The organism is Vibrio genomosp. F6 (assembly GCF_005146325.1).
Lineage (GTDB): Bacteria > Pseudomonadota > Gammaproteobacteria > Enterobacterales > Vibrionaceae > Vibrio > Vibrio cortegadensis.
Window position 1 is genome coordinate 150,584 of sequence record NZ_SYUT01000011.1, and the last position, 21,737, is coordinate 172,320.

20 protein-coding genes and 1 tRNA gene are annotated in these 21,737 nt (G+C 44.4%); 3 read left to right on the forward strand and 18 right to left on the reverse strand.

Annotation, left to right across the window (positions count from 1 at the left end; all coding sequences use genetic code 11):
• Positions 1–11 precede the first annotated feature (11 nt).
• Positions 12–1,649 carry an eicosapentaenoate synthase subunit PfaD gene (pfaD, locus tag FCV43_RS02715; RefSeq protein ID WP_136993948.1) on the forward strand — a complete coding sequence of 546 codons (1,638 nt, stop codon included), beginning with the start codon at positions 12–14 and terminating at the stop codon, positions 1,647–1,649.
• Between the two features lie 196 nt (positions 1,650–1,845).
• On the opposite strand, the gene FCV43_RS02720 is transcribed toward pfaD, so the two are convergent.
• The 8 genes from FCV43_RS02720 to FCV43_RS02755 form a co-directional block, all read right to left on the reverse strand.
• Positions 1,846–2,982 carry a S8 family serine peptidase gene (locus tag FCV43_RS02720; protein WP_017051747.1) on the reverse strand — a complete coding sequence of 379 codons (1,137 nt, stop codon included), beginning with the start codon at positions 2,980–2,982 and terminating at the stop codon, positions 1,846–1,848.
• 173 nt (positions 2,983–3,155) lie between these two features.
• A complete protein-coding gene (gene hflX / locus FCV43_RS02725) occupies positions 3,156–4,523 on the reverse strand; it encodes a GTPase HflX (RefSeq protein ID WP_136993949.1) in 1,368 nt (455 codons plus the stop codon).
• Between the two features lie 402 nt (positions 4,524–4,925).
• Entirely contained in the window at positions 4,926–5,063 is a 138-nt protein-coding gene (ykgO, locus tag FCV43_RS02730) for a type B 50S ribosomal protein L36 (RefSeq protein ID WP_017053342.1), read from the reverse strand.
• A 1-nt stretch (position 5,064) separates the two neighbouring features.
• Positions 5,065–5,334: a type B 50S ribosomal protein L31 gene (locus tag FCV43_RS02735; protein WP_017053343.1), complete on the reverse strand. Its 270-nt coding sequence runs from the start codon at positions 5,332–5,334 to the stop codon at positions 5,065–5,067.
• Between the two features lie 296 nt (positions 5,335–5,630).
• Positions 5,631–5,891 carry a DUF5062 family protein gene (locus FCV43_RS02740; protein WP_017053344.1) on the reverse strand — a complete coding sequence of 87 codons (261 nt, stop codon included), beginning with the start codon at positions 5,889–5,891 and terminating at the stop codon, positions 5,631–5,633.
• A 119-nt stretch (positions 5,892–6,010) separates the two neighbouring features.
• Positions 6,011–7,057, reverse strand: a complete 1,047-nt coding sequence (gene argF / locus FCV43_RS02745; RefSeq protein ID WP_136993950.1) for an ornithine carbamoyltransferase — start codon at positions 7,055–7,057, stop codon at positions 6,011–6,013.
• Positions 7,058–7,187: 130 nt separating this feature from the next.
• A complete protein-coding gene (aguA, locus tag FCV43_RS02750) occupies positions 7,188–8,279 on the reverse strand; it encodes an agmatine deiminase (protein WP_136993951.1) in 1,092 nt (363 codons plus the stop codon).
• Between the two features lie 17 nt (positions 8,280–8,296).
• On the reverse strand, positions 8,297–9,715 hold the full coding sequence (locus tag FCV43_RS02755; protein ID WP_017053347.1) for an APC family permease: 1,419 nt from the start codon (positions 9,713–9,715) through the stop codon (positions 8,297–8,299).
• Between the two features lie 563 nt (positions 9,716–10,278).
• Here FCV43_RS02755 and FCV43_RS02760 point away from each other — a divergent pair.
• A complete protein-coding gene (locus FCV43_RS02760; RefSeq protein WP_029203448.1) occupies positions 10,279–10,884 on the forward strand; it encodes a TetR/AcrR family transcriptional regulator in 606 nt (201 codons plus the stop codon).
• 133 nt (positions 10,885–11,017) lie between these two features.
• On the opposite strand, the gene FCV43_RS02765 is transcribed toward FCV43_RS02760, so the two are convergent.
• From FCV43_RS02765 to FCV43_RS02800, 8 genes are all read right to left on the reverse strand, one after another.
• A complete protein-coding gene (locus FCV43_RS02765) occupies positions 11,018–12,130 on the reverse strand; it encodes an ABC transporter ATP-binding protein (protein ID WP_136993952.1) in 1,113 nt (370 codons plus the stop codon).
• A 6-nt stretch (positions 12,131–12,136) separates the two neighbouring features.
• Positions 12,137–12,994 (reverse strand): carbohydrate ABC transporter permease, encoded by an 858-nt coding sequence (locus FCV43_RS02770; protein ID WP_136993953.1) that lies wholly within the window; start codon positions 12,992–12,994, stop codon positions 12,137–12,139.
• Complete coding sequence (locus FCV43_RS02775; protein ID WP_009848503.1) at positions 12,991–13,929, reverse strand: carbohydrate ABC transporter permease; 939 nt, start codon at positions 13,927–13,929, stop codon at positions 12,991–12,993. The genes FCV43_RS02770 and FCV43_RS02775 overlap by 4 nt, the downstream gene beginning before the upstream one ends.
• 144 nt (positions 13,930–14,073) lie before the next feature.
• Positions 14,074–15,321, reverse strand: coding sequence for an ABC transporter substrate-binding protein (locus tag FCV43_RS02780; RefSeq protein WP_017053351.1), 1,248 nt, complete (start codon positions 15,319–15,321; stop codon positions 14,074–14,076).
• A 98-nt stretch (positions 15,322–15,419) separates the two neighbouring features.
• Positions 15,420–16,874, reverse strand: a complete 1,455-nt coding sequence (locus FCV43_RS02785; RefSeq protein ID WP_136993954.1) for an ATP-binding protein — start codon at positions 16,872–16,874, stop codon at positions 15,420–15,422.
• Positions 16,875–16,907: 33 nt separating this feature from the next.
• Entirely contained in the window at positions 16,908–17,636 is a 729-nt protein-coding gene (locus tag FCV43_RS02790; RefSeq protein WP_017053353.1) for a response regulator, read from the reverse strand.
• Positions 17,637–17,920: 284 nt separating this feature from the next.
• Positions 17,921–18,550, reverse strand: coding sequence for a LysE family translocator (locus FCV43_RS02795; protein WP_136993955.1), 630 nt, complete (start codon positions 18,548–18,550; stop codon positions 17,921–17,923).
• Between the two features lie 302 nt (positions 18,551–18,852).
• A tRNA-Arg gene (locus FCV43_RS02800) sits at positions 18,853–18,929 on the reverse strand.
• Positions 18,930–19,143: 214 nt separating this feature from the next.
• On the opposite strand from FCV43_RS02800, the gene folD reads away from it, so the two are divergent.
• Positions 19,144–19,998 carry a bifunctional methylenetetrahydrofolate dehydrogenase/methenyltetrahydrofolate cyclohydrolase FolD gene (gene folD / locus FCV43_RS02805; protein WP_136993956.1) on the forward strand — a complete coding sequence of 285 codons (855 nt, stop codon included), beginning with the start codon at positions 19,144–19,146 and terminating at the stop codon, positions 19,996–19,998.
• Between the two features lie 324 nt (positions 19,999–20,322).
• Here folD and FCV43_RS02810 read toward each other — a convergent pair whose 3' ends face one another.
• Positions 20,323–21,324 carry a lytic murein transglycosylase gene (locus FCV43_RS02810; RefSeq protein WP_136993957.1) on the reverse strand — a complete coding sequence of 334 codons (1,002 nt, stop codon included), beginning with the start codon at positions 21,322–21,324 and terminating at the stop codon, positions 20,323–20,325.
• 32 nt (positions 21,325–21,356) lie between these two features.
• Entirely contained in the window at positions 21,357–21,638 is a 282-nt protein-coding gene (locus FCV43_RS02815; RefSeq protein WP_136993958.1) for a YcgL domain-containing protein, read from the reverse strand.
• Positions 21,639–21,737: the final 99 nt, after the last annotated feature.

The window sequence follows — 21,737 nt, forward strand, 5'->3', positions numbered from 1 at the left end:
AAGAATTTAGTATGACAACTCAAACTACAATCAATAACGAAAAGCTATCTCCGTGGCCTTGGCAGATCGAAGAGAGCACAACTCGCTTTGATAACGCGGCAATGTCGACAATTTTGAAAGATTTAAGCCTTGCTTGTTACGTAGTGAACCACCCAGAAAAAGGGTTAGGTGTTAGCCAACAAGCAGAGATTGCATCGGGCGATTCAGCAAGTTCAGCGAACAACCAACCTGTTAGCGCTTTTGCTCCGGCATTGGGCACACAAAGCTTGGGCGACGAAGATTTTCGTCGCTGTCACGGCGTGAAATACGCTTATTATGCAGGTGCAATGGCAAACGGCATTTCATCTGAAGAGCTTGTGATCGCACTTGGTCAGGCTGGCATTCTTTGTTCATTTGGCGCTGCGGGCTTAATCCCGTCTCGCGTTGAGCAAGCGATCAACCGCATTCAAGCTGCACTACCAAACGGTCCTTACGCGTTTAACTTAATTCACAGCCCAAGCGAACCCGCTCTAGAGCGCGGCAGTGTTGAGCTGTTTTTGAAGCACAAAGTGAAAACAGTTGAGGCTTCAGCATTCTTAGGTTTAACACCGCAAATCGTTCACTATCGTGCTGCGGGCCTTAGCCGCGATGCACAAGGTGAGATTCAGATTGGCAACAAAGTTATTGCCAAGGTAAGCCGTACTGAAGTCGCAAGCAAGTTCATGCAGCCAGCTCCAGCTAAAATGCTGCAAGCTTTGTTTGATGAAGGTCGAATCACAGCAGAACAGATGGAACTAGCACAGCTGGTTCCTATGGCAGATGACATTACCGCAGAAGCTGACTCTGGTGGTCACACGGATAACCGTCCGCTAGTAACACTGCTACCAACGATTCTAGCGCTGAAAGAGCAAATCCAAGCACAGTACCAGTTCAAAACACCACTGCGTGTTGGCTGTGGTGGTGGTGTAGGCACGCCTGACGCAGCTCTAGCGACGTTTAACATGGGCGCGGCATACATTGTTACCGGTTCTATCAACCAAGCGTGTGTTGAGGCTGGCGCGAGCGAACACACACGTAAGCTGCTTTCGACAACTGAAATGGCTGACGTGACGATGGCTCCGGCCGCAGACATGTTCGAAATGGGCGTGAAACTGCAAGTGGTTAAGCGCGGTACCTTGTTCCCAATGCGTGCCAACAAACTGTATGAGCTATACACACGTTACGACTCGATTGAAGCGATCCCAGTTGAAGAACGCCTGAAGTTAGAGAAACAAGTATTCCGTTCAACATTGGATGACATCTGGGCGGGGACTGTGGCTCACTTTAATGAGCGCGATCCTAAACAGATCGAACGTGCGGAAGGCAATCCGAAACGTAAGATGGCATTAATTTTCCGTTGGTACTTGGGTCTTTCTAGCCGCTGGTCAAACACCGGCGAACAAGGTCGTGAGATGGATTACCAAGTATGGGCAGGTCCAGCACTTGGCGCATTCAACGCATGGGCAAAAGACAGCTATCTAGATGATTACCAACAGCGTAATGCAGTCGACCTAGCAAAACACCTAATGCATGGCGCAGCCTACTTGGCTCGTGTTAACTTGCTGACCTCGCAAGGTATCAAGCTTGACCCAGAACTCGCACGTTGGAAGCCGACACAAAGAATGGCGTAACGGTTCTTTCATTCAACTACATGAAAGAACCGCCAGCTATATTGGCCAATAACGAACAAAAAAAGCGACCGGATCATCGGTCGCTTTTTATTTATGGTTTACTGCCTGTGATTAAAAAGGGAAACGGCAAATAGGAAGGAGTCTATGTACCGCTTCCCGTATATACATCACGCTATTTTTCTAGTCTTTATGCACATTAATTACGTACTGCAATCGGATCTGGAGTGCCATCTGGATCATTATTCACCACCCCATCGGTTGCAACCAAACCTGAACTCGCCAGAATCACACCACAGAAATGAGGCGCCGCCATGGATGTACCGTTATAGGCCACCGTCCCACCACCAGCCTTGGTCGATAAAATATTCACTCCCGGTTGTCCATATTCCACATCAGGCCCATAGTTAGAAAAAGCGGCAAAATTATCATTGCTATCAAACGCTGAAATGGTAAATACATTAACGTGATCGGTACTTGCTGGCGTAAAGTTCTCTGCATCGGCACTAGAGTTACCAGCCGCAACAGAGAAGAATATGCCATCGTCCGCCGCCGACTTTATGGCACTATCAAGAGCCGCAGAAAAGCCACTACCGCCTAAACTCATATTGGCGCAATCACCAGCACTTGCGTTAGCCGCAACATGATCGACACCCGCAATCACGCCAGACATTGTGCCGCTACCATTATTATCTAGCACTCGAACAGGGATCACTGTTGCACCCGCGGCAACACCAACCACATCAAATCCGTCATTTTTTGCAGCAATCGTCCCTGCAACATGAGTACCGTGTCCGTTACCGTCGTTGGTATTATTTTTCTTCCCACGAGCAAAGTTAGCCCCTCGTCTTCTATCAACGTTCAGATCTGGATGACTACTATCAATCCCAGTATCAATGACCCACGCCACTGAATTGGAGCCTGTCATGTCGACAAAACCTCCGACACGATCAATCCCCCACGGAGTCTGTTGTGTCGCTCTTGGGTTTTCACTATCGCCCCCTCCTTTATCAGGTTTTCCGCCTCGTGGCATCGCATTTACAACCATATCAGGTTCAATATAATCGATATCTGGAAAGCGATGCTTCAAACCGTTTAAAGCTTGAATAGGCATACGAACAGAGAAGCCTTTTATTGCAAAGTTATAACGGTGCCCGACGACACCTTTTCCTTTCGCGACCGCTTGAGCAATTTCACTAGCACGAGAGTCCGGTGTGTTACCGTCAAGCACCACAATATAATGATCTTTGAGATCATAACCTTGATTAACCACCGCGAGAGATCCTGAAGAGAACATTGCCAGTGAGATAGCACTCGCTAAATAAATCAGTTTCATAACCACCACCCAAACATTCACATAAATAATGAATTTACTTTTTGAGTATAGAGGTTAATGATAAAAGTATTAGTAACAAGTAGAGATATATAGTACGAAAGGGTGAAAAGACAATACCGCTAACTTAAGAAAGCGGCATTTTTATGGTAATCACAGAATGATAAATAGGTCACTTAAATATTTTGCATACGCTTTTTCAATCGTGCTAAATCAATCGCGCTTGAGCGAACCGTTAGTTTGATACATTCGTAGTCATAATCTTCTTTAACCACACTCATTTTAGAGCGAATTTCACCAATAATGCTTTGTCCAGAGTAAGGGATGGTGATCTCTTCTTCGATCATCCCTTGTTCTGCAACACTAACGATGTATTTGTGCAGTTTAGTGATATCTAATGGGTCAAGAGTTGACGTTAGCATCGCATCTGGGAACTCTTCCATCAGCGCTAACTGCTGTTCTTCGTTCAATCTATCGCACTTATTCAGCACTAATAGTTTTTCGCTGCCTTCAACCCCCACTTGGGCTAGTACTTCATGTACCACATCAAGCTGAGCACGGAATGTCGCATCAGACGCATCCACGACATAGAGTAGTAATGACGCATCATGCGCTTCTGCTAGTGTTGAGTGGAATGAAGCAACCAGATCGTGTGGTAATTTTTTGATGAAACCAACCGTATCTGAAACCAAGATACGCGGTTGAGTAATTGGCTGAAGAGCACGAACCGTCGTATCAAGCGTTGCGAAAAGTTTATCTTCACCTACCACTTCGGTTGTGGTCATCGCACGCATCATCGAAGACTTACCGGCATTGGTATAACCAACTAAAGCTACAGTGAAAAGCTCCGCGCGTTTAGTGCGTCGGTTTTTCATTTCATCTTGTACGCTAACCAGTTCACGTTTAAGTGCGGCAATTTGATCGCGAACTTTACGGCGGTCAAGCTCTAGTGACGTTTCACCAGCACCCTGACCCATTTGACGTTCTTTATCGCCCTCAGCTACTTCTCGCAGTCGAGGCACTAGGTAATTTAGACGAGCAATTTCAACTTGTAGACGAGCGGTACGAGTGCGAGCATGACGGCTGAAAATCTCAATGATGATGCCGGTACGGTCAAACACTTCAACACCCAAATGGGCCTCAACATTACGCAGTTGAGACGGGCTCAAATCACAGTCAAATACCACAACATCAGCAGTTCCGTACTCCAACCCTTCAGATGGCAAATTATCAAAATCTAATTCATCAATACCAGAGCTAAAATCAAACGATTCATCAATAAAATCTTCGTCTTCTACTTCTTCAATCGAGCCTTGGTAACCTGTAAGGTGGGCGATTTCAGCAAGTTTACCCGCTCCCAATACGTTCTGTTTCTGCGTTGACTTGTGATGCTGTGATTGAGTTCCAACCACTTTGAACCCTAACGTGGTTACTAATCGAGCAAGTTCAGCAAGGGACTCCTTTGCTTCATCACCTTTAAATTCCGGCGTCGTTATAGAAATAAGTAGAGCGTTATTCTGTGATGGTTTTGCTGTTAGTTTCATGATTAATTACATTTATGCACCTAAGTGCAGCCTAGTTTTGGGGCTAAAGTTAGCTTGATCCTACGCTGTTATAGGTCAGCTTTATAGAGTAATAGAATACTAAATACAGATATTATTGCGATTCGCTATAAAGTTAGTCGTAATAGAACAAGAATCAAGTGCAGGATTGGAAATTGTACTGTGAAGTTTTGTGGTGTACTACTTTTAGGTAGGTTCTATGTTTTAGTATTTCACTGGATCGCTTAAAGCCTCCAGAATTAAGCACCCGTTTTCATTATTTACCTCATTGACTCATTCAACAGAAATAGCACTTAACATGGTATTTCTGCTGAACAATGTCGAATGTACGAATCTAAAGCAAATTTATCCTTACATAACTCTTTATCGTATACCCCGCTTTATCTACTTTTTCTTCTTACCTTGAACCGCTTTAAAGCGAGGGTTTGATTTGCAGATAACGTAAATTCGCCCTTTTCTTTTGACGATTTGACAATCGGGGCTTCGCTTCTTGGCGCTCTTTAGTGAATTTAATACTTTCATGTTACTTCTCTCCCTGCTTTACTGAATTCAAACTACCGAAACGACGAGTAAAGTTAGCCACACGACCCTCTTTATGAATGACACGCTGCTTGCCTGTATAAAATGGATGAGACTCGGACGACACTTCAACCGTGTAATAAGGATAAGTTTTGCCATCCTCCCACTTAATTTCTCGGTCTGTTTGTAAGGTCGAGCCGATCAAAAAATACTTATCAACACTCGTGTCATGAAATACCACAGTACGATACTGCGGGTGGATGTCAGGTTTCATATCATTTCCCTCAAATTAGCAATAGCAGGCTGCTGCCCACCAAACTTGCGTTATGTTATAACATAACAATGCGACCTGGTAAATGATAATAAGTCTCATCAGCTTAATGTTTTTGATAGTTCGCGAATTTCAATTCAGAATAGTTGGGCACACCTGGAGCCGATCGTTTGTAGAGAGTCTTTGGATAATTCCAGATATTACAAATCTCCTATCAAGTGGCCAAGTTCACTCAGCCACCGAAGATCAAACAAAGCGAACCAACTGGCTCGCTTTGTTATGACTCTTCATCATAGTTTTTACTTTAGAGGGTCGTTGTCTGGCAACGTATTATGAACCCAAAGAGCCAACCTGTGCTTGATGTTTGCACCGTCGAGTTTGCCATCAGGTAACGGCGTGATCTGTTTGGCATCGACCAAAAACAGGTAAATCGCTTTTACTCTATCAGGTTGTGGTGACTGCGGTAGGTTAAAGCCTTGCATCTTTGCCATCTTCCCGCCAATATCAAGCGCCTTCTTAACCAGTTTGTCTTCATTACGCAGCTTGGAACTTTTTGACATAGATAGAACCCTCTTTTCACTGGCCTATCGCTAACGCGCAAAAAAACGCCCCGTGACTCGATATGAATACGGGGCGATTTATGTGGCGCTGTTTTCTTTACACTTAAAAGCAACGGCGGTTATAACGTTTTTAAGAAGCCGTTAATTTTATCTTCGTGGTGCTTAATCGTCTCTTGCGTTGGGATCACCGCGTCTTTATGAGTGAAGTACACCAAAATAGCCATTTGAGCCGTTAGTCGGTTTTCTGCTTCATCAAACGCCACTGAGTATTCACTTTCTAGTGCGCCACGTGTCACTTCCTCTTTATCATTTGCTGGTAGGCAGTGAAGTAACATCGCACCAGGACGAGCTTTCGCCATTAACTCTTCGGTGATCACATAGTGAGGCATAAATGCCGCAAGACGCTCTTCCTTCTCATCCATTTGAGTCACCCAGTAGAAGCTATCACCGTACACCACATCACAATCGCTAATTCGTTCTACATCGTCTGTAATTTCAATCGTGCCGCCAGACTCTTCGCAGAAGTTCAGAGCCATATCGATCCACTCTTGCTCCATGTGGTATTTTTTAGGACCAATCTGCTTGAAGCCCATGCCGTACTTAGCACAAGTCAGCATCAATGAACGACATACATCAGTTGCATCGCCCATGAATGCCAAAGTTAAATCTGAGAGTTTACGTCCGTCTGTGATGTGCTCTCTGATGGTGAAAAGATCGGCCAACATCTGTGTTGGATGGAAGCGAGTATCGAGGCCATTAATCACTGGCACTGTCGACATTTCAAGTAAGCCATCAAGTGTTTCAGGGCTGTTAGTACGAGCCATGATGATGTCACACATACGAGAAAGTACGCGTGAAGTATCATCAATCGACTCTTTACCACCAAGGTGAATATCTTTTGGAGACAAGAATAGTGCGTGGCCGCCTAGCAATGTTGCCGCAACTTCAAAAGAGACACGAGTACGAGTTGAGCCCGCTTCAAAAATCATCCCAACGGATTTGCCTTTGAACAGTTGTGGAATCGCGTTATCTTTGCGTGCCTGCTTCAAATAAGTCATGAGTTCCATCATGTTGTCCATCTCTGTTACAGAGAAGTCTTTCATTGACACCATATGTTCAAGGTTTGATTTGTTTAATTCAGTTGCACTAGAAGAAGGTAATTTCATTTTAAGTTCCTATTTTTATTGTTGTTCACGTTTCTTTCGAGTAGATCTCGTGACGATTCGGTTTCATGTATTGTTTTGGATTTAATTTCTTAGTTATCAATGCCACTGACTTTCATGGCTCAATCGATAGTTACACTCTGGGTACCTGCTGAGTGATGCAGTGAATGTTGCCACCGCCAAGCAAGATTTCTCTCGCAGGGATACCGTTCACCTCATAACCCGGATAGATATTTTCTAACATCGCAATTACGTCGTTGTCGTATCGTTCATCAAGCAGTGGCAAGACTATCTGCTTGTTGGTGATTAGGTAGTTGGCATAAGAAGCCGCTAAACGTTCACCCGCTTCACGTTCCATCCCTTCTGCTATATCAATTCCTGCCGCTTCTTCAGCTGACATAAATAGCGGGCCCGGCATTGGCAGTTTATGAACTTTGATGTTGCGCCCTTTTGCATCGGTTTGGCTGGTGATGCTGTCGTACGCTTCTCTGCTGATCGCATATTGAGGATCGTTTTCGTCATCACACCACGTCAGCACGACTTCACCTGGCTTAACGACATGGAGAATATTATCGACATGACCGTTGGTTTCATCGTTGTATAAACCATGGGGTAACCAGATGATCTTCTCAACATTGAGATGCTCACAAAGTACGGCTGTGATCTCCTCTTTATTGAATTCAGGGTTGCGACTCTCATGAAGTAAACACTCTTCTGTTGTATAAAGCGTCCCTTCACCATCAACGTGGATAGAACCACCTTCTAAGACAATCGGAGCTTTATAACGAGAATCTCGGATAATCTCACACATCTTCTGAGCTACTTGATTATCTCGATTCCATGGTGAATAAAGCCCATCAACTAAACCGCCCCAAGCATTGAATTCCCAATCTACTCCACGACGTTCACCTTGGTCGTTCACGACATATGTTGCTCCGATATCACGCATCCACGAATCATCTGTCGACACTTCCAAAACGCGAATATCATCAGGCAGACGTGACACGGCGTTATCGTATTGGGCTGAGCTTGCAAGCATGGTTACTGGTGTCGTTTTACTAATCTGCTTCGCGACATCCACAAACACTTTCTGTGCAGGTTTTGCCCCATCACGCCAGTTATCAGTACGTTCCGGCCATGCCATCCAAATTTCATTATGTGGCTCATGCTCACCTGGCATTCTGAAATTGTCATTTTTTGGTGTGCTATCTAATGTTTTTTTCATGATCTCATTCTCCTAGATTACGCTTGAGCATCTTGATGATGTATTTCTGTCACTTCTTGTTCTTTCTTACGTTTCAACGCGCCAAGTAAAATCCATTCCCCAATAAGGATGGTCGCGATAACGCCTATCAGAACTGGTCCTGTATATCCCCAGTCCGCTACCGTTAGATCTAACGCTTCTGGGAAGATGAAAAGTACCACCGCTTGGAAAACCACAAGAAAACAGACAATTGACATAATCCACTGCATCGCCATGCCACCCGGCACTTTGAATGGACGTTCACGTTCACCATCTACCACGCGAAGCTTCAAGTACGCTGGGAACATGAACAGGTAAGGCAGTAGGAAAATACAACTTGAGAAAGCAAATATTGACCAGAACAGATCATCGTTCCCTTGTGCAAACAGTGCGTAAGACAAGATAACAACCGTTGATACAATACCCGTGATGTTATTTGCTCCGACTGGTGAGCCTTTCTCTGATACTTTCGCGACAGGTGCTGGAAGTTCTCCCTCTTGTGCTGCTTCCGCTGCGGCACGGCTTGCACCCATAGTCCAACTCACCATGTTGCCAATAAGAGTTAACAGTGCGAATGTACCGAATAGATAAACCATTGCCGTACCGAATGCACCCTCACCAAATAGTGTTCTAAAAGTGTCAATCAAACCAGAAACCAGACCAATGCTTTCAACTGGCAGAGCCATCAAGATGCCAACAGTACCAAAAATGTATAGGAAAGCAGTGATACCAATAGAAAGGAAGACAGCTTTAGGCATGTCGCGTACATCTTTCATCTCTTTTGTCATGGTCGCAACCAGTTCGAAGCCCATCAAATTAAATACGATAGCGGGTAAGAAAGTGACCGCAGAATCAAGCGAAGGCATCATTGCTGGTAGGGTAAATTCGTTGGCTACGCCATTTTTCATCGCATAAATAAAACCGCCGACACCTAATGTGCTGATGACAACTATTTTTAAGACGGCACCGATATTGGTCACCCAAACACCGATATCAGCAGACACATTACAAATCCAAACCGTTAACCATGTGAGTAATATACAAATAGCAATTTGGCCCCATAAAGAGAGCTCAGGCATAAAGAGTTCGGCAAACATTCCCGCAAACATGATGTAAACCGCAGGCATCCATAAGCCAACGTTGATCCAGTAGAACCATGTTGTTCTAACCGCCCATTTAAAATTGAATGCTTCTTTTACCCAGTCGTAAATACCACCCTCGCCTGGGTATGTTGTACTTAATTCAGACGTGATCAACCCATAGGGGATCACAAAGAAGATTAACATTAAGACCCACCAACCAATCGCACTGACACCAATGCTGGCTGACGCAGTTAATGTGTCGACTACTAGGACTGCACACAATGTAAAGAGTGCAATTCCCGTAACCCCCATTTTTCCTTGCGTTTCGTTACTCATCGCTTAATTCCTTAATGATTAATACGGGATTAATTAAACGGCAAAGCGACAAGCTGAACTGGGATGAAAACTGAATATCGGTTTTGGAGAAACGAACCTTGAAGAAAAGTGAAATTAACCCAACAAAAATTGGACAAAAAAGTATCAACGACGGAATCTTTGATTTTTATCAATTGTTTTTACGGTTATTTTTTGAAGTTCCAGTTTCAAATTCAAGATCACATATCTGAAGAATTTGATGATTCTTACGGCATTATGTGATGGAAGAACAACTTACCAAGCGAAATCGAAAGCAGCCATCGAATTGTGATTTTTATCCCCGATGCACTGCGAAAACTTCAATACAGTAAAGGGGATTTTATTAGCCTCTTTCTATGTGTACTTGAGGAACAAATAAAGAGTACATATTCAGCGTCAATATTGTTCTAACTTTGTGTATTTGCAAAACCAACATGAGGAAGGCATAAAGAGGTACTGAGTCAAACTTCCGATTGATAGAATGGATTTTTTCCCCACAACCCTTTATGTTTTTTGACCGCTTCAATAATAGTGAGCACCGTCGTATGCGAAAAGTAACAACGCAAGAGAAGCTACTGAAAATCCATGATGCCGTGGCCCAGTTAATGGAACGCCGTGAAGCCACAGATATCTCTATGTACGATGTAGCGAAAGAGTGCGGAATGGCAACGTCTACCGTCTATCACCACTATCCAAACATTGAAAACCTGTTCCAAAATTTGCTTGATGATGTATTTAAGGATTTTGACGCCTTGCTGCATCAGTGTATTGATGCCGAGAAAGTGACGCATTGGACGGATATTAATCGCATGATTGAAACAGCTTATGTGAACTATTACAACACTAACCCTATTGCGAGAAAGTTGATTTTAGGACGACATACTTTTACCGAATTAGGCCATGCAGATACTGAGCACGATCTAATACTGGGTAATGAAGTTGAGATGATTTATCGACAGTACTTCGACGTTCCGCAATTATCGCAACCCATCAATGTGTTTGCGATTTCGTTGCAAGTAGCAGACAAAATTTATTCACTGTCTTATCGTCAGCACGGCTGTATCACACCGGAACTTGCCAACGAAGCGGTTCGCCTTACTGAATCTTATCTCAAACTCTATATCCCTCATATTTGCCAACGAGCCGTTTAAACCGTTAATGTTCATGGCCAAGCACTTAGCACTTAAAACTTAAAACTTAAAACTTAGCCCCAGCAGAACAAAAAAAGGCAACATCTCAATTCCGACGTTGCCTTCTGATTCAATTTACCGTTTTCCTTCCGAATTAGAAATCAATTCTCGCTTCTGTTTGCGCGTCAAAGAATACTGCTTTCGATAAATCAAAATGCAATGGCGCCATTTGTCCAACGGTCACTTCGAACTCAGGAGACAAACGACAAGCCACTTCTTGGTCGTTCACTTTCACCATCGCGATAGTATCTGGCCCAGTGGGTTCCAAAACCTCTAATTTCAGGTCAAGCAAGGTAGACGCGGAAACATCATCCCCTGCTTGATCGGTAATATGTTCGGGCCTTAATCCGATCACTACCTCTTTGCCATCTTGCTCGCGCATCGATTGTGGTAAGCGAATATGGTGCTCTTGGTTTTCAGTCCCTATCACCTTAATGATTGGGTTCTGTTCGACATCTAGATCCACCATTGTCTTGATGAAGTTCATCGATGGTGACCCCATAAAGCCAGCAACAAACATATTATTCGGACGAGTGTAGATCTCTTTTGGCGTTCCTAGTTGTTGCAGCTCACCATCTTTCATCACCGCGATCCTATCTGCTAATGTCATGGCTTCAATTTGGTCATGAGTGACATACACTATGGTGGTATTTAATTGTTGGTGAAGTCGCTTTATTTGGTGGCGCATCTCAACCCGCAATTTCGCATCCAAATTAGATAACGGTTCATCAAAAAGATACAACTTGGGGCGACGAGCAAGCGCACGGCCCATGGCGACCCTTTGTCTTTGTCCACCAGAAAGTTGCGACGGTTTACGATCCAGAAGTTGATCAATTTGCAGCATTTCTGCCACTCGATTCACTTCAGCATCGATTTCATCTTTGGGCATTTTTTTGATTTTTAACCCAAAAGCGATATTGCCACGTACCGTCATGTTTGGGTATAGCGCGTATGATTGGAATACCATCGCGATGTCGCGGTCTTTAGGTTCAACCTGAGCCACGTCAACACCATCAATCACGATTTCACCCGAGCTAATGTTCTCTAGCCCAGCAATGGTGTTCATCAGGGTGGATTTTCCACACCCCGAAGGGCCGACAAGTATCAAAAATTCCCCCGAATCGATACTGATGTCGATGCCCTTTAACGTTTCGTTGTCCGCGTTGCGATAGGTTTTACGGATCTGTTTTAAATCTAATGTTGCCATGGGTAATTATCCTTTTACTGATCCTGCCGTTAGGCCACGAACAAAATATTTTCCTGCGAAGACATACACCAACAGCGTTGGCAGTGCGGCGATAATAGCGGCAGCCATATCGACGTTGTATTCTTTAACGCCCGTGCTGGTATTGACTAAGTTGTTTAATGCTACGGTGATTGGTTGAGTCTCTGAGCCTGAGTACACCACCCCGAACAAGAAATCGTTCCAGATTGCGGTGAACTGCCAGATCACCGTCACCATGATGATGGGTGTAGAGATCGGTAATAAGATCTTGAAGAAAATGGTGAAGAAGCCCGCACCATCCAGTTTTGCCGCTTTGATCAACTCATCAGGAATCGAGATGTAGAAGTTACGGAAAAACAGAGTCGTAAACGCCATGCCGTAGATAACATGCACAATCACCAAACCGATGGTTGTGTTAGCCAAGCCCATCTTGCCAAGCATGGTCGCCATTGGCAGCAGCACCACTTGGAATGGGATGAAGCAACCAAACAGCAACAGGCTAAAGAACAGATTTGAACCTTTGAACTGCCATTTTGTTACTACGTAGCCGTTGAATGCACCGAGCAATGTTGAGATTGCGACCGCAGGAATCACCATTTGGAACGAATTCCAAAAATAACCTTTGATGCCTTCACATTTAACGCCAGTGCACGCGGTGTCCCACGCTTTATACCAAGCATCAAACACCCACTCTTTCGGCAAGCTCATCAAATTGCCCGCCTTAATGTCTGGCAAGGTTTTGAATGAGGTCAGTACCATTACGAACAGTGGCATTAGGTAAACTAAGCAGAAGAAAAGCAGTGCTGAATAGATAAACATTCGAGCAAAGTTGATGTTGTTCATCATGACTTTTTCTCCCTAAGTTCAGAGTAAAGATAAGGCACCAGAATCGCTAAAATACCCGCAAGCATCATCATGGCACTGGCAGCACCAAGGCCGATTTGTCCGCGTGTAAACGAGTGTGCGTACATGAATAGCGCTGGAAGATCCGATGAATAACCTGGGCCACCCGCTGTCATCGCGGTCACAAGGTCGAAGCTCTTAATCGCAATGTGTGAGGTGATGATCACCGCACTGAAAACCACAGGGCGCAAGCAAGGCAGAATGATTTTGAGATAAATAGTGGGTAAGCTTGCCCCATCAATTTGAGCGGCTTTGATGATTGAAGAGTCAATGCCACGAAGGCCTGCTAAGAACATCGCCATCACGAAGCCTGATGATTGCCAAAGTGCCGCGATAACCAAGGTATACACCGACATTTCGGAGTCGACTAGCCAATCAAATTTGAAGTCAGTAAATCCCCAGTCTTGCATCAACTTTTCAATGCCAAGACCTGGGTTAAGGATCCACTTCCACGCCGTACCTGTCACGATGAATGACAGCGCCATTGGGTAGAGATAGATAGTGCGAATCGCCCCTTCTTGACGGATATTCTGGTCAAGCAATACCGCTAAACCGACACCAAGCAAGATAGCAATCGCCATAAATAGAAAACCAAATACGCCGAGGTTGGTGATTGAAGTGATCCAGCGATCGTTGTCCATCAGCTTTTCATATTGGGTTAAACCAACGAAGTTGAAGCTCGGTAGAAATCGAGAGTTAGTGAACGACAACGCTGCCGTCCAAAAAATGTAGCCGTAGATACACACCACGGTCACTAACGCGGTCGGCGCTAGCACAATCTTAGGTAGCCAATGTTGCAACCTGTCAGCAAAACTCGGTTTCGGTGCAGGCTGGCTCCTTGTGGGTTTTGGAGTCGACTCAGTCAAAACATGCTCCATAACTTATCCTTGTTGCACAATCGAGCCAATGGCTTGCCTTTCGGCACCACATCAGCATCACGCATATCAGAATTGGGAGTGAAGAGTAGATAGGCTCCCTACGAGCCTACCCACCCTGGGGGTTTGGTGTTAGACCAAGTTAGATTAGATAGCCGCTTTCACTGCTTTCGCTAACTTAGCTGCCGCTTCTTTTGGATCGGCATCTTTCTCATTGAAGAAGTTGGTTACCACGTCGTAAATTGCGCCTTGCGCGTAACTTGTCGTCGCTAGGCCGTGAGCCATACTCGGAACAAGGTCGCCAGATTCCGCACTCGCTTTGAAGGTTGCCATTGAGTCCAACGCACATTGGTCAAACTTAGACATGTCCATATCTAGACGTACTGGGATTGAACCTTTGTTAAGGTTGAAGACTTCTTGGAAATCTTTGGTAAGAATGGTTTTCGCTAGGTCTTGCTGCGCTTTTTGGTTCTCTTTGTCACTCAACTCAAAGAACGCAAAGCTATCGATGTTGAAAGTGAACTGGCCATCGGTGCCCGGTGCTGGTGCACAGATGTAATCTTTACCCGGCACTTTACCAGCGGCGGTAAATTCGCCTTTCGCCCAGTCACCCATGATTTGCATCGCTGCTTCACCATTGATAACCATTGACGTTGCGACGTTCCAATCACGACCTGGAGAGTTGCTGTCGATGTAGTCACGCATCTTTTTGAATTTGGTGAATACTTCCACCATTTTGTCGCCAGATAACACGTCCATATCAAGTTCTACGAACGCTTTGTTGTAATCTTCACTGCCTAGCACGTCGAGAGCCACTGCTTCGAATACCGTCGCGTCTTGCCAAGGCTGACCACCATGAGCCAATGGAATGAAGCCAGCCGCTTTAATCTTGTCTGCCGCAACAAAGAACTCATCTAATGTAGTCGGAACCGTAACGCCTGATTTTTCTAAAACAACAGGGTTAGCCCAAAGCCAGTTAACACGGTGAACATTGACAGGAACGGCCACATATTCGCCATCCCATTTCATCACTTTAGTCACAACCGCTGGTAGAAGATCATCCCACTTTTCTTGTTTCGCTGTTGCATCGAGAGACGTTAGAAAACCTAAGCCACCCCACTCTTGAATATCATGACCTTTGATCTGCGCCGCTGATGGTGGGTTACCAGAGACTGCTCGCGTTTTTAAAACGGTCATCGCACTTTCACCGCCACCACCAGCCACTGCAAAATCTTTCCATGTATGGCCTTGTGTTTCAATCATCTCTTTCAGTACCGCTGCAGATTTCGCTTCGCCACCAGCCGTCCACCAGTGAAGCACTTCCACCTCACCCGCTTGAGAGAATGTTGAGGCTGCAAGAAGAGATAGAGTAAGTAGGGTTTTATTGAGTTTCATTATGTTCTTCCATGTTTGTCCGGTTCAATAGAGAGTCTACTTAATCTGATTGATAAGATTGAAACAAAAGGTAAGCCCCATGTAACACAATTGTTACATTAGACATCCAGACTACGTGGTATAAAGACTTGCGCGATTAATCCGCTATTTAGTGAGTTGCTGATAATGAGATCTCCCCCATGTCCATGAAGAATATTACGGCAGATCCCAAGCCCTAAACCATGACCTTCACTGTCAGTTGCAATCCGAAAGTAAGGTTCGAATACGGCTTCTAACTTATCTTCGGGGATCCCTTCGCCGTGATCAGTAATGGTGATCGCGACCCAGTCATCGAACTCTTCCAGCGTTACGTTGACTCGGTGGCCATACTTCACACCGTTATCAATCAGGTTGGTTAATACTCGTTTGATCGCTAAAGGCTTCGCTACAATCGGTTCAATATCAGTACGAGCAAACTCAACCTTTGTTGCTTTCTGATTATGGGATTCCATCACCGAAAATAGCATCTCATTGAGATCGACATAGGCGTTGTTCTCATGCAAATCCGTATCGCGAACGCATTGCAACGCCCCTTTCACCATGATCTCTAACTCATCGAGGTCTCGATTGAACTTGTTTCGCTTTACCTCATCTTCCAGCAATTCAGTTCGTAATCTCAACCGAGTAATAGGCGTTTTGAGATCGTGAGAGATAGCAGAAAAAAGGTGTTCTCGATCGGCCACATAACGCCTAATACGCATCTGCATTCGATTAAAAGCACGCGTCGCGGTGACCAGCTCTGTCGCTCCTTCTTCACGTAATGGCGGTTGATCGATATCCATACTCATTTCATTCGCAGCTTTGGCTAAGTTTTTTAATGGCCTGACCTGACGCCGTATCATCAGGTATGTAAGTACTAACAACAAAATCGTCGAGAAGAACAAAAACATCATCTGTTCTCGCCCTAAAATGGTGTCATCTAAGCTGACATAAGGAGCCGGAAGTAAAGCCGCGATATAGACCCACTCATGTTCGGCAAGCTGAATTTGAACCACCAACACAGGAGGGTTCAGTGGCTCTAAGGTCAACGTGTGGTGCGCCCATGACTTGGGGAGGTCGCTAAGATAAATGTCATTTTTCAACAAGCGTAGTTTTTCAGGTGGTGAAAAATCAACCAACACGGTTTCCACTTTATTGAGCTTACTCTCCAGCACTTGTTTCACTGAATCCATCGCGACCAGTTTCAATTGGGTATCCGGAATCGGCTCAACGATGAGTTCGTTTTTATTGAATGAGACAAAGAAGCGAGTGCCACCCATATTGCGAATTTGGTCCAATACGATATGGCGATATTTTACGGGAAGCGACTGAAAAAAGGTGACGGTTGAGGCAAACATATTTGCCATACTGGCAGAAGTAGAACGAATACCCTCAAGCTCTTTCTGTTTAGACTGATGGTACCAAATTCCTGTCGCCACACCTTGAGCCAGAACCACAGCAATAAGCGTCAACCATAAGGTTCTTGCCACTAAAGAGTTGGGGCGAAGTACACTGAATGGCTCTTTGCGCTTCATGCTCGTTCCTCATCCATTGATTAACATCTGAAGTTAATGCTCAATATTGACAGGAACTGCCAGAATATAGCCGTTTCCACGCATGGTTTTAATATAGTGAGGGTATTTACCGCTATCACCCAACCGTTGACGCAAACGACTGAGTTGAACATCAATCCCACGTTCAAACGGTAAGGCTTCTCTGCCTCGAGTCGCGAATGAGATGGTATCTCGATCTAAGACTTCATTAGGACGCGACAAAAACAGCATCAACAGAGAAAAGTCACTCCCTGACAGGTCATGCTCATCGTTATTCTCAAGGTTGATGATTCGGTGCGCTAAAGTATCGAGCTGCCAATCACCAAAAGTGATCAACTTAGGAAGTGCATCGCTCGGCTTCTCATCACTAGCCTGAACGCGACGTAGCAAGGCTTTTATTCGCGCCATTAACTGACGAGGGCTGAATGGCTTCGCGATATAATCATCAGCACCAATTTCAAGACCAATGATTTGATCGGTTTCATCGGACACCGCTGTCAGCATAATAATGGGAACGTTGGAGTGTTTTCGAACTTTTTGACACAGTGTGAATCCATCTTCACCCGGTAACATTACATCAAGCAAAATCAGGTCAGGATAACCGTTAACTTCTATTGCTTGCGCTAACTCCACACCATCACTGACAGACGACACAAAAAATCCAGACTTGGTGAGATACTCTTCGAGTAGTTCTCGGATCTCCTGATCATCATCAACAACCAGTATGTGAGTCTTTGTGTGCATCCCTAAACCTTTCTCATTACATCGAATTAACACAGTGTAAATCTGGCCGACACGTTTAATCATGCCTATTTATATAATTATTAGAGACTAAGCAGGGCAATGATCACAATTTACGCTGACTAGAAACTTAGCCAAGGTTTTTGATGTGCACCTAATTTGGATTTTTTGCCTCAAGGCTGATAACGATACCAATGTTGCCACGAGAATGTTGCCACCGAGAATCCGCAGCAACATCGAATCCGCTATAACCGAAAGAATCCCCGATCACTTAAAGAGTTAAAGGCTTAAGAGCGACTGGTGGTGGAAAGCAATATGCCTGCACTCATGAATACACCGCCTGTAAGCTTATTAAATAACTTGGCTCTCCCTTTGGCTAATATCCAGTTTGAGGACTTAGAACCAAGGTAGGCATAAAAGAGCAGCCAAGAGAGTTCCATACAAGCAAAGGTCGTCGCAAATACTGCATATTGAGCAAGCAATGAAGCGTTAGGGTCAATGAACTGTGGGAAAAGAGCGGTAAAGAATAAAATGGCTTTAGGGTTGCTGGCTCCGACAATGAAACCACTCGTAAAATGAGCGATGCGCTTCACATTATCAGGTTGAGCCTGACCATCAATTTGATAAGACTCTTGCGTCGAGGTCAACGCTTTCCAACCTAAGTAAACCAAGTAAGCCGCCCCTGTCCATTTAACAATATTGAACACCATTTCAGATGAGGCAATTAGCACCCCTAGTCCGGTAAACGACAACGTTAAAATTCCAGTAATGGCGGTTAAGCTTCCCAAGGCCGTAAAGATCGACAACTTAAAACCTGAACTCACCGCTTTGGTCATACACAGTAGTGAACTGGGCCCTGGGGATGCGGTTAGTATCAAAACGGCAAGTAAATAGTACATCCATGTTTCTATGCTCATCATCTTCTCCTTTGATGAAAGAATCCATTCAGCCTCATGCTAATGGCGATTTACCCGTTAATCATTTCGTTCTAGTACCGCTTTAAAAGAGAGATTAAATCAACAGGTGGTAAGACAACATGCCAAACATTTAAAATGAAATCAAATGCATAAATCCTTAATTTATCAGTGGTTATTTGTATGTCGAGATAACAGCGAAGAGGAAAATCAGAGAGAGAAGAGGCATTAACAGCAGAGGTAAAATAAAAGCTCATAATGCAAAAAACCGCTGCAAGCATACACTTACAGCGGTTCTTTCAATATGGTACGCCCTACAGGATTCGAACCTGTGACCACCTGCTTAGAAGGCAGGTGCTCTATCCAGCTGAGCTAAGGGCGCTTTGTGGGGTGAATTATACGAGATGACAGAGCTAAAGCAACGCTTTTATCTAACATTATGATCTGAATGACCAAAAAAAGCTCAACTGGTGCTTATGTGATGAAAAATAGAACAAAGCAAACGATTGCTTAATGGAAATAAAAAACAATTTCTGCCACAATGCGCTAAAAATTATTAACATCTCTAATTTCAAGACCATTTTCTAAGGAAAGTCATGACTGCTCAAAACATTGATGGAAAGTTAATTTCTCAAACGGTTCGCTCGGAAGTCGCCGCACGTGTAAAAGCGCGAAGAGAAGCCGGACTGCGAGCTCCCGGCCTAGCGGTAGTCTTAGTCGGTGAAGATTCAGCCTCACAAGTCTATGTTGGAAGTAAGCGTAGAGCTTGTGATGAAGTTGGTTTCGTCTCAAAATCTTATGACTTACCTGCTACGGCAAGTGAAAGTGAACTGCTCGCTTTAGTTGACCAACTCAATGAAGATCCTGAAATCGATGGCATCTTAGTACAGCTACCTCTTCCTGCAGGCATTGATACCACACATATCTTAGAGCGTATCACTCCGGAAAAAGATGTTGATGGCTTCCACCCTTATAACGTCGGTCGCTTAGCTCAGCGTATCCCAAAACTTCGTTCTTGCACGCCAAAAGGGATCATCACCCTACTTGACCGCTACAATATTGATCTGCGCGGTAAACATGCAGTTGTGGTTGGTGCGTCGAACATTGTTGGCCGCCCTATGACGCTGGAACTACTTCTAGCAGGTTGTACGACGACGACTTGTCACCGTTTCACCAAAGATCTTGAAAGCCATGTACGCCAAGCGGATGTGGTTGTGGTCGCAGTGGGTAAAGCAAACTTTATCCCTGGCGCATGGATTAAAGAAGGTGCCGTTGTGGTCGATGTGGGCATCAACCGCCAAGAGTCAGGCAAGTTAGTTGGTGATGTTGAGTACGATGTCGCGAAAGAGAAAGCCAGCTTTATCACTCCCGTTCCTGGTGGTGTTGGCCCGATGACGGTGGCGAGCTTGATTGAAAATACCATGATCGCTTGTGAGCAATATCGCCGTTAAATCTATGACTAATCGCTGCTGTCATTTGTTTTTGTTCTGAGCGTAAAGCAGAGACTGAGCGATAACAGTAATGACTGCAATAACAGCGATTTAAACAAAAAAACACCGCCCATGAATAGTGAGCGGTGTTTTCGATCTAGCGGATGATTATACCAATCGTAGTAAATAACTGGTCATCCTAGCTTGTTAAAATACTCGATAACGGCGTTAGAAATTTTGATTGTAGAATAACTACTTATCGAAAATTTCTGCCTTGTTCTCAAGCATTTTTCCTGCGCTTTTTATGACCACCTACTTACTGTGATTGGTATTATTACGCTTTGACTAATGAAACTTGATTCTATCGGCCAAATGGCTAACCGCTAATGCAAAGTAATACGAGCGGTTCCACTTCATCAATACATTGTAGTTGTTGTAAATGAGGTAAGCTCGCCCGTCTACATCATCAGGTAAGATCAGCCAAGCATTCAGCGGCTTGTCCAGCTTAGGAAGAGGTTTACCGTTATAACGAGTCACACCTAACGCTTGCCACTCTTCCAACGTTTTGGCCTTCTCTGCATCACGACCTTGTAGCTCGGTAGAGATGGAGTGAGGCACTCGTACTTGCCTTCCCCACGTATAAGTATCATCCCAACCCGATTGGCTTAAATAGCTGGCTGCAGAGGCGAAAACATCCGCTTCGCTACTCCAAATATCTTTTTTGCCATCACCATTACCATCAGCAGCATAAGCTAAAAATGAAGATGGCATAAACTGAGGTTGGCCCATCGCGCCGGCCCATGAACCTTTCAAATTTTCCGGCTCAATATGGCCTTCATTTAGAATGGTTAATGCTGCCATGGTCTCTTTACGGAAAAATGCTTCACGACGCCCCTCATAAGCAAGAGTCGATAATGCATCGATGACGTTATAATTACCGGTGAATTTCCCAAAGTTACTTTCAACGCCCCATAACGCGACAATGAATCGAGGCTGAACCCCATATTCATCACCAATTTTTTTCAGTTCGGCGTAGTGCTGCTTATAAAGGTTTTTCGCTTGCTTAACTTTCCAATCTGGCACTGCTCGGGGAATATACTCATCCAAGGTCAATTTCTTTTCAGGCTGATTACGATCCGCTGTTACTGCTCTCGGTTTGTAAGTCACGTCAGCAAACGCTTGTGACAAGATCTGCTCAGAGATCCCTTGCTCACGACCTTGCTGCTTTAATTGTTCAACATATTGCTCAAAACTGGGTTTTTCTACAGAATCACTATCGGCATAGGCCGCAGTAGTTGAGAGGCTAGCGATCCCTACACCAAGCAAGATAGATAGTGCTGATTTCAAACGGGCTCCTTAAGCTAATTAGCTATCATTATTTAGCTCTTACGTTGTTGTGCTTTTCGTTCTTTGTGTTGCTCTAATAAGTTTTCTGGCGGTGGTGGTAACTGCAAGAAATAGCCATCCGAGGCTAACGACTCTTTCACCTTTTCGATATCAACTTGAGCCAGTGTACGGCCTTCCGTTTTGATAACCATAACAAAGCTAGGTTTGCCGAACATCTGCATCAAAGTGTCAGGAACTTGTGAAAAATCATCCTTTTTTGGGATGTATAAGTATGTACCTTCTTTCTTTAAGCTTTTATAAATAGAACACAGCATGACAAGCCTTCTTTAGTAATTCTCTCTGCCAATACAGAGATTCTTTATGAATTCTCAATCTTTATACAATTTTGAGAATAAAACGTTCATTTGACAACA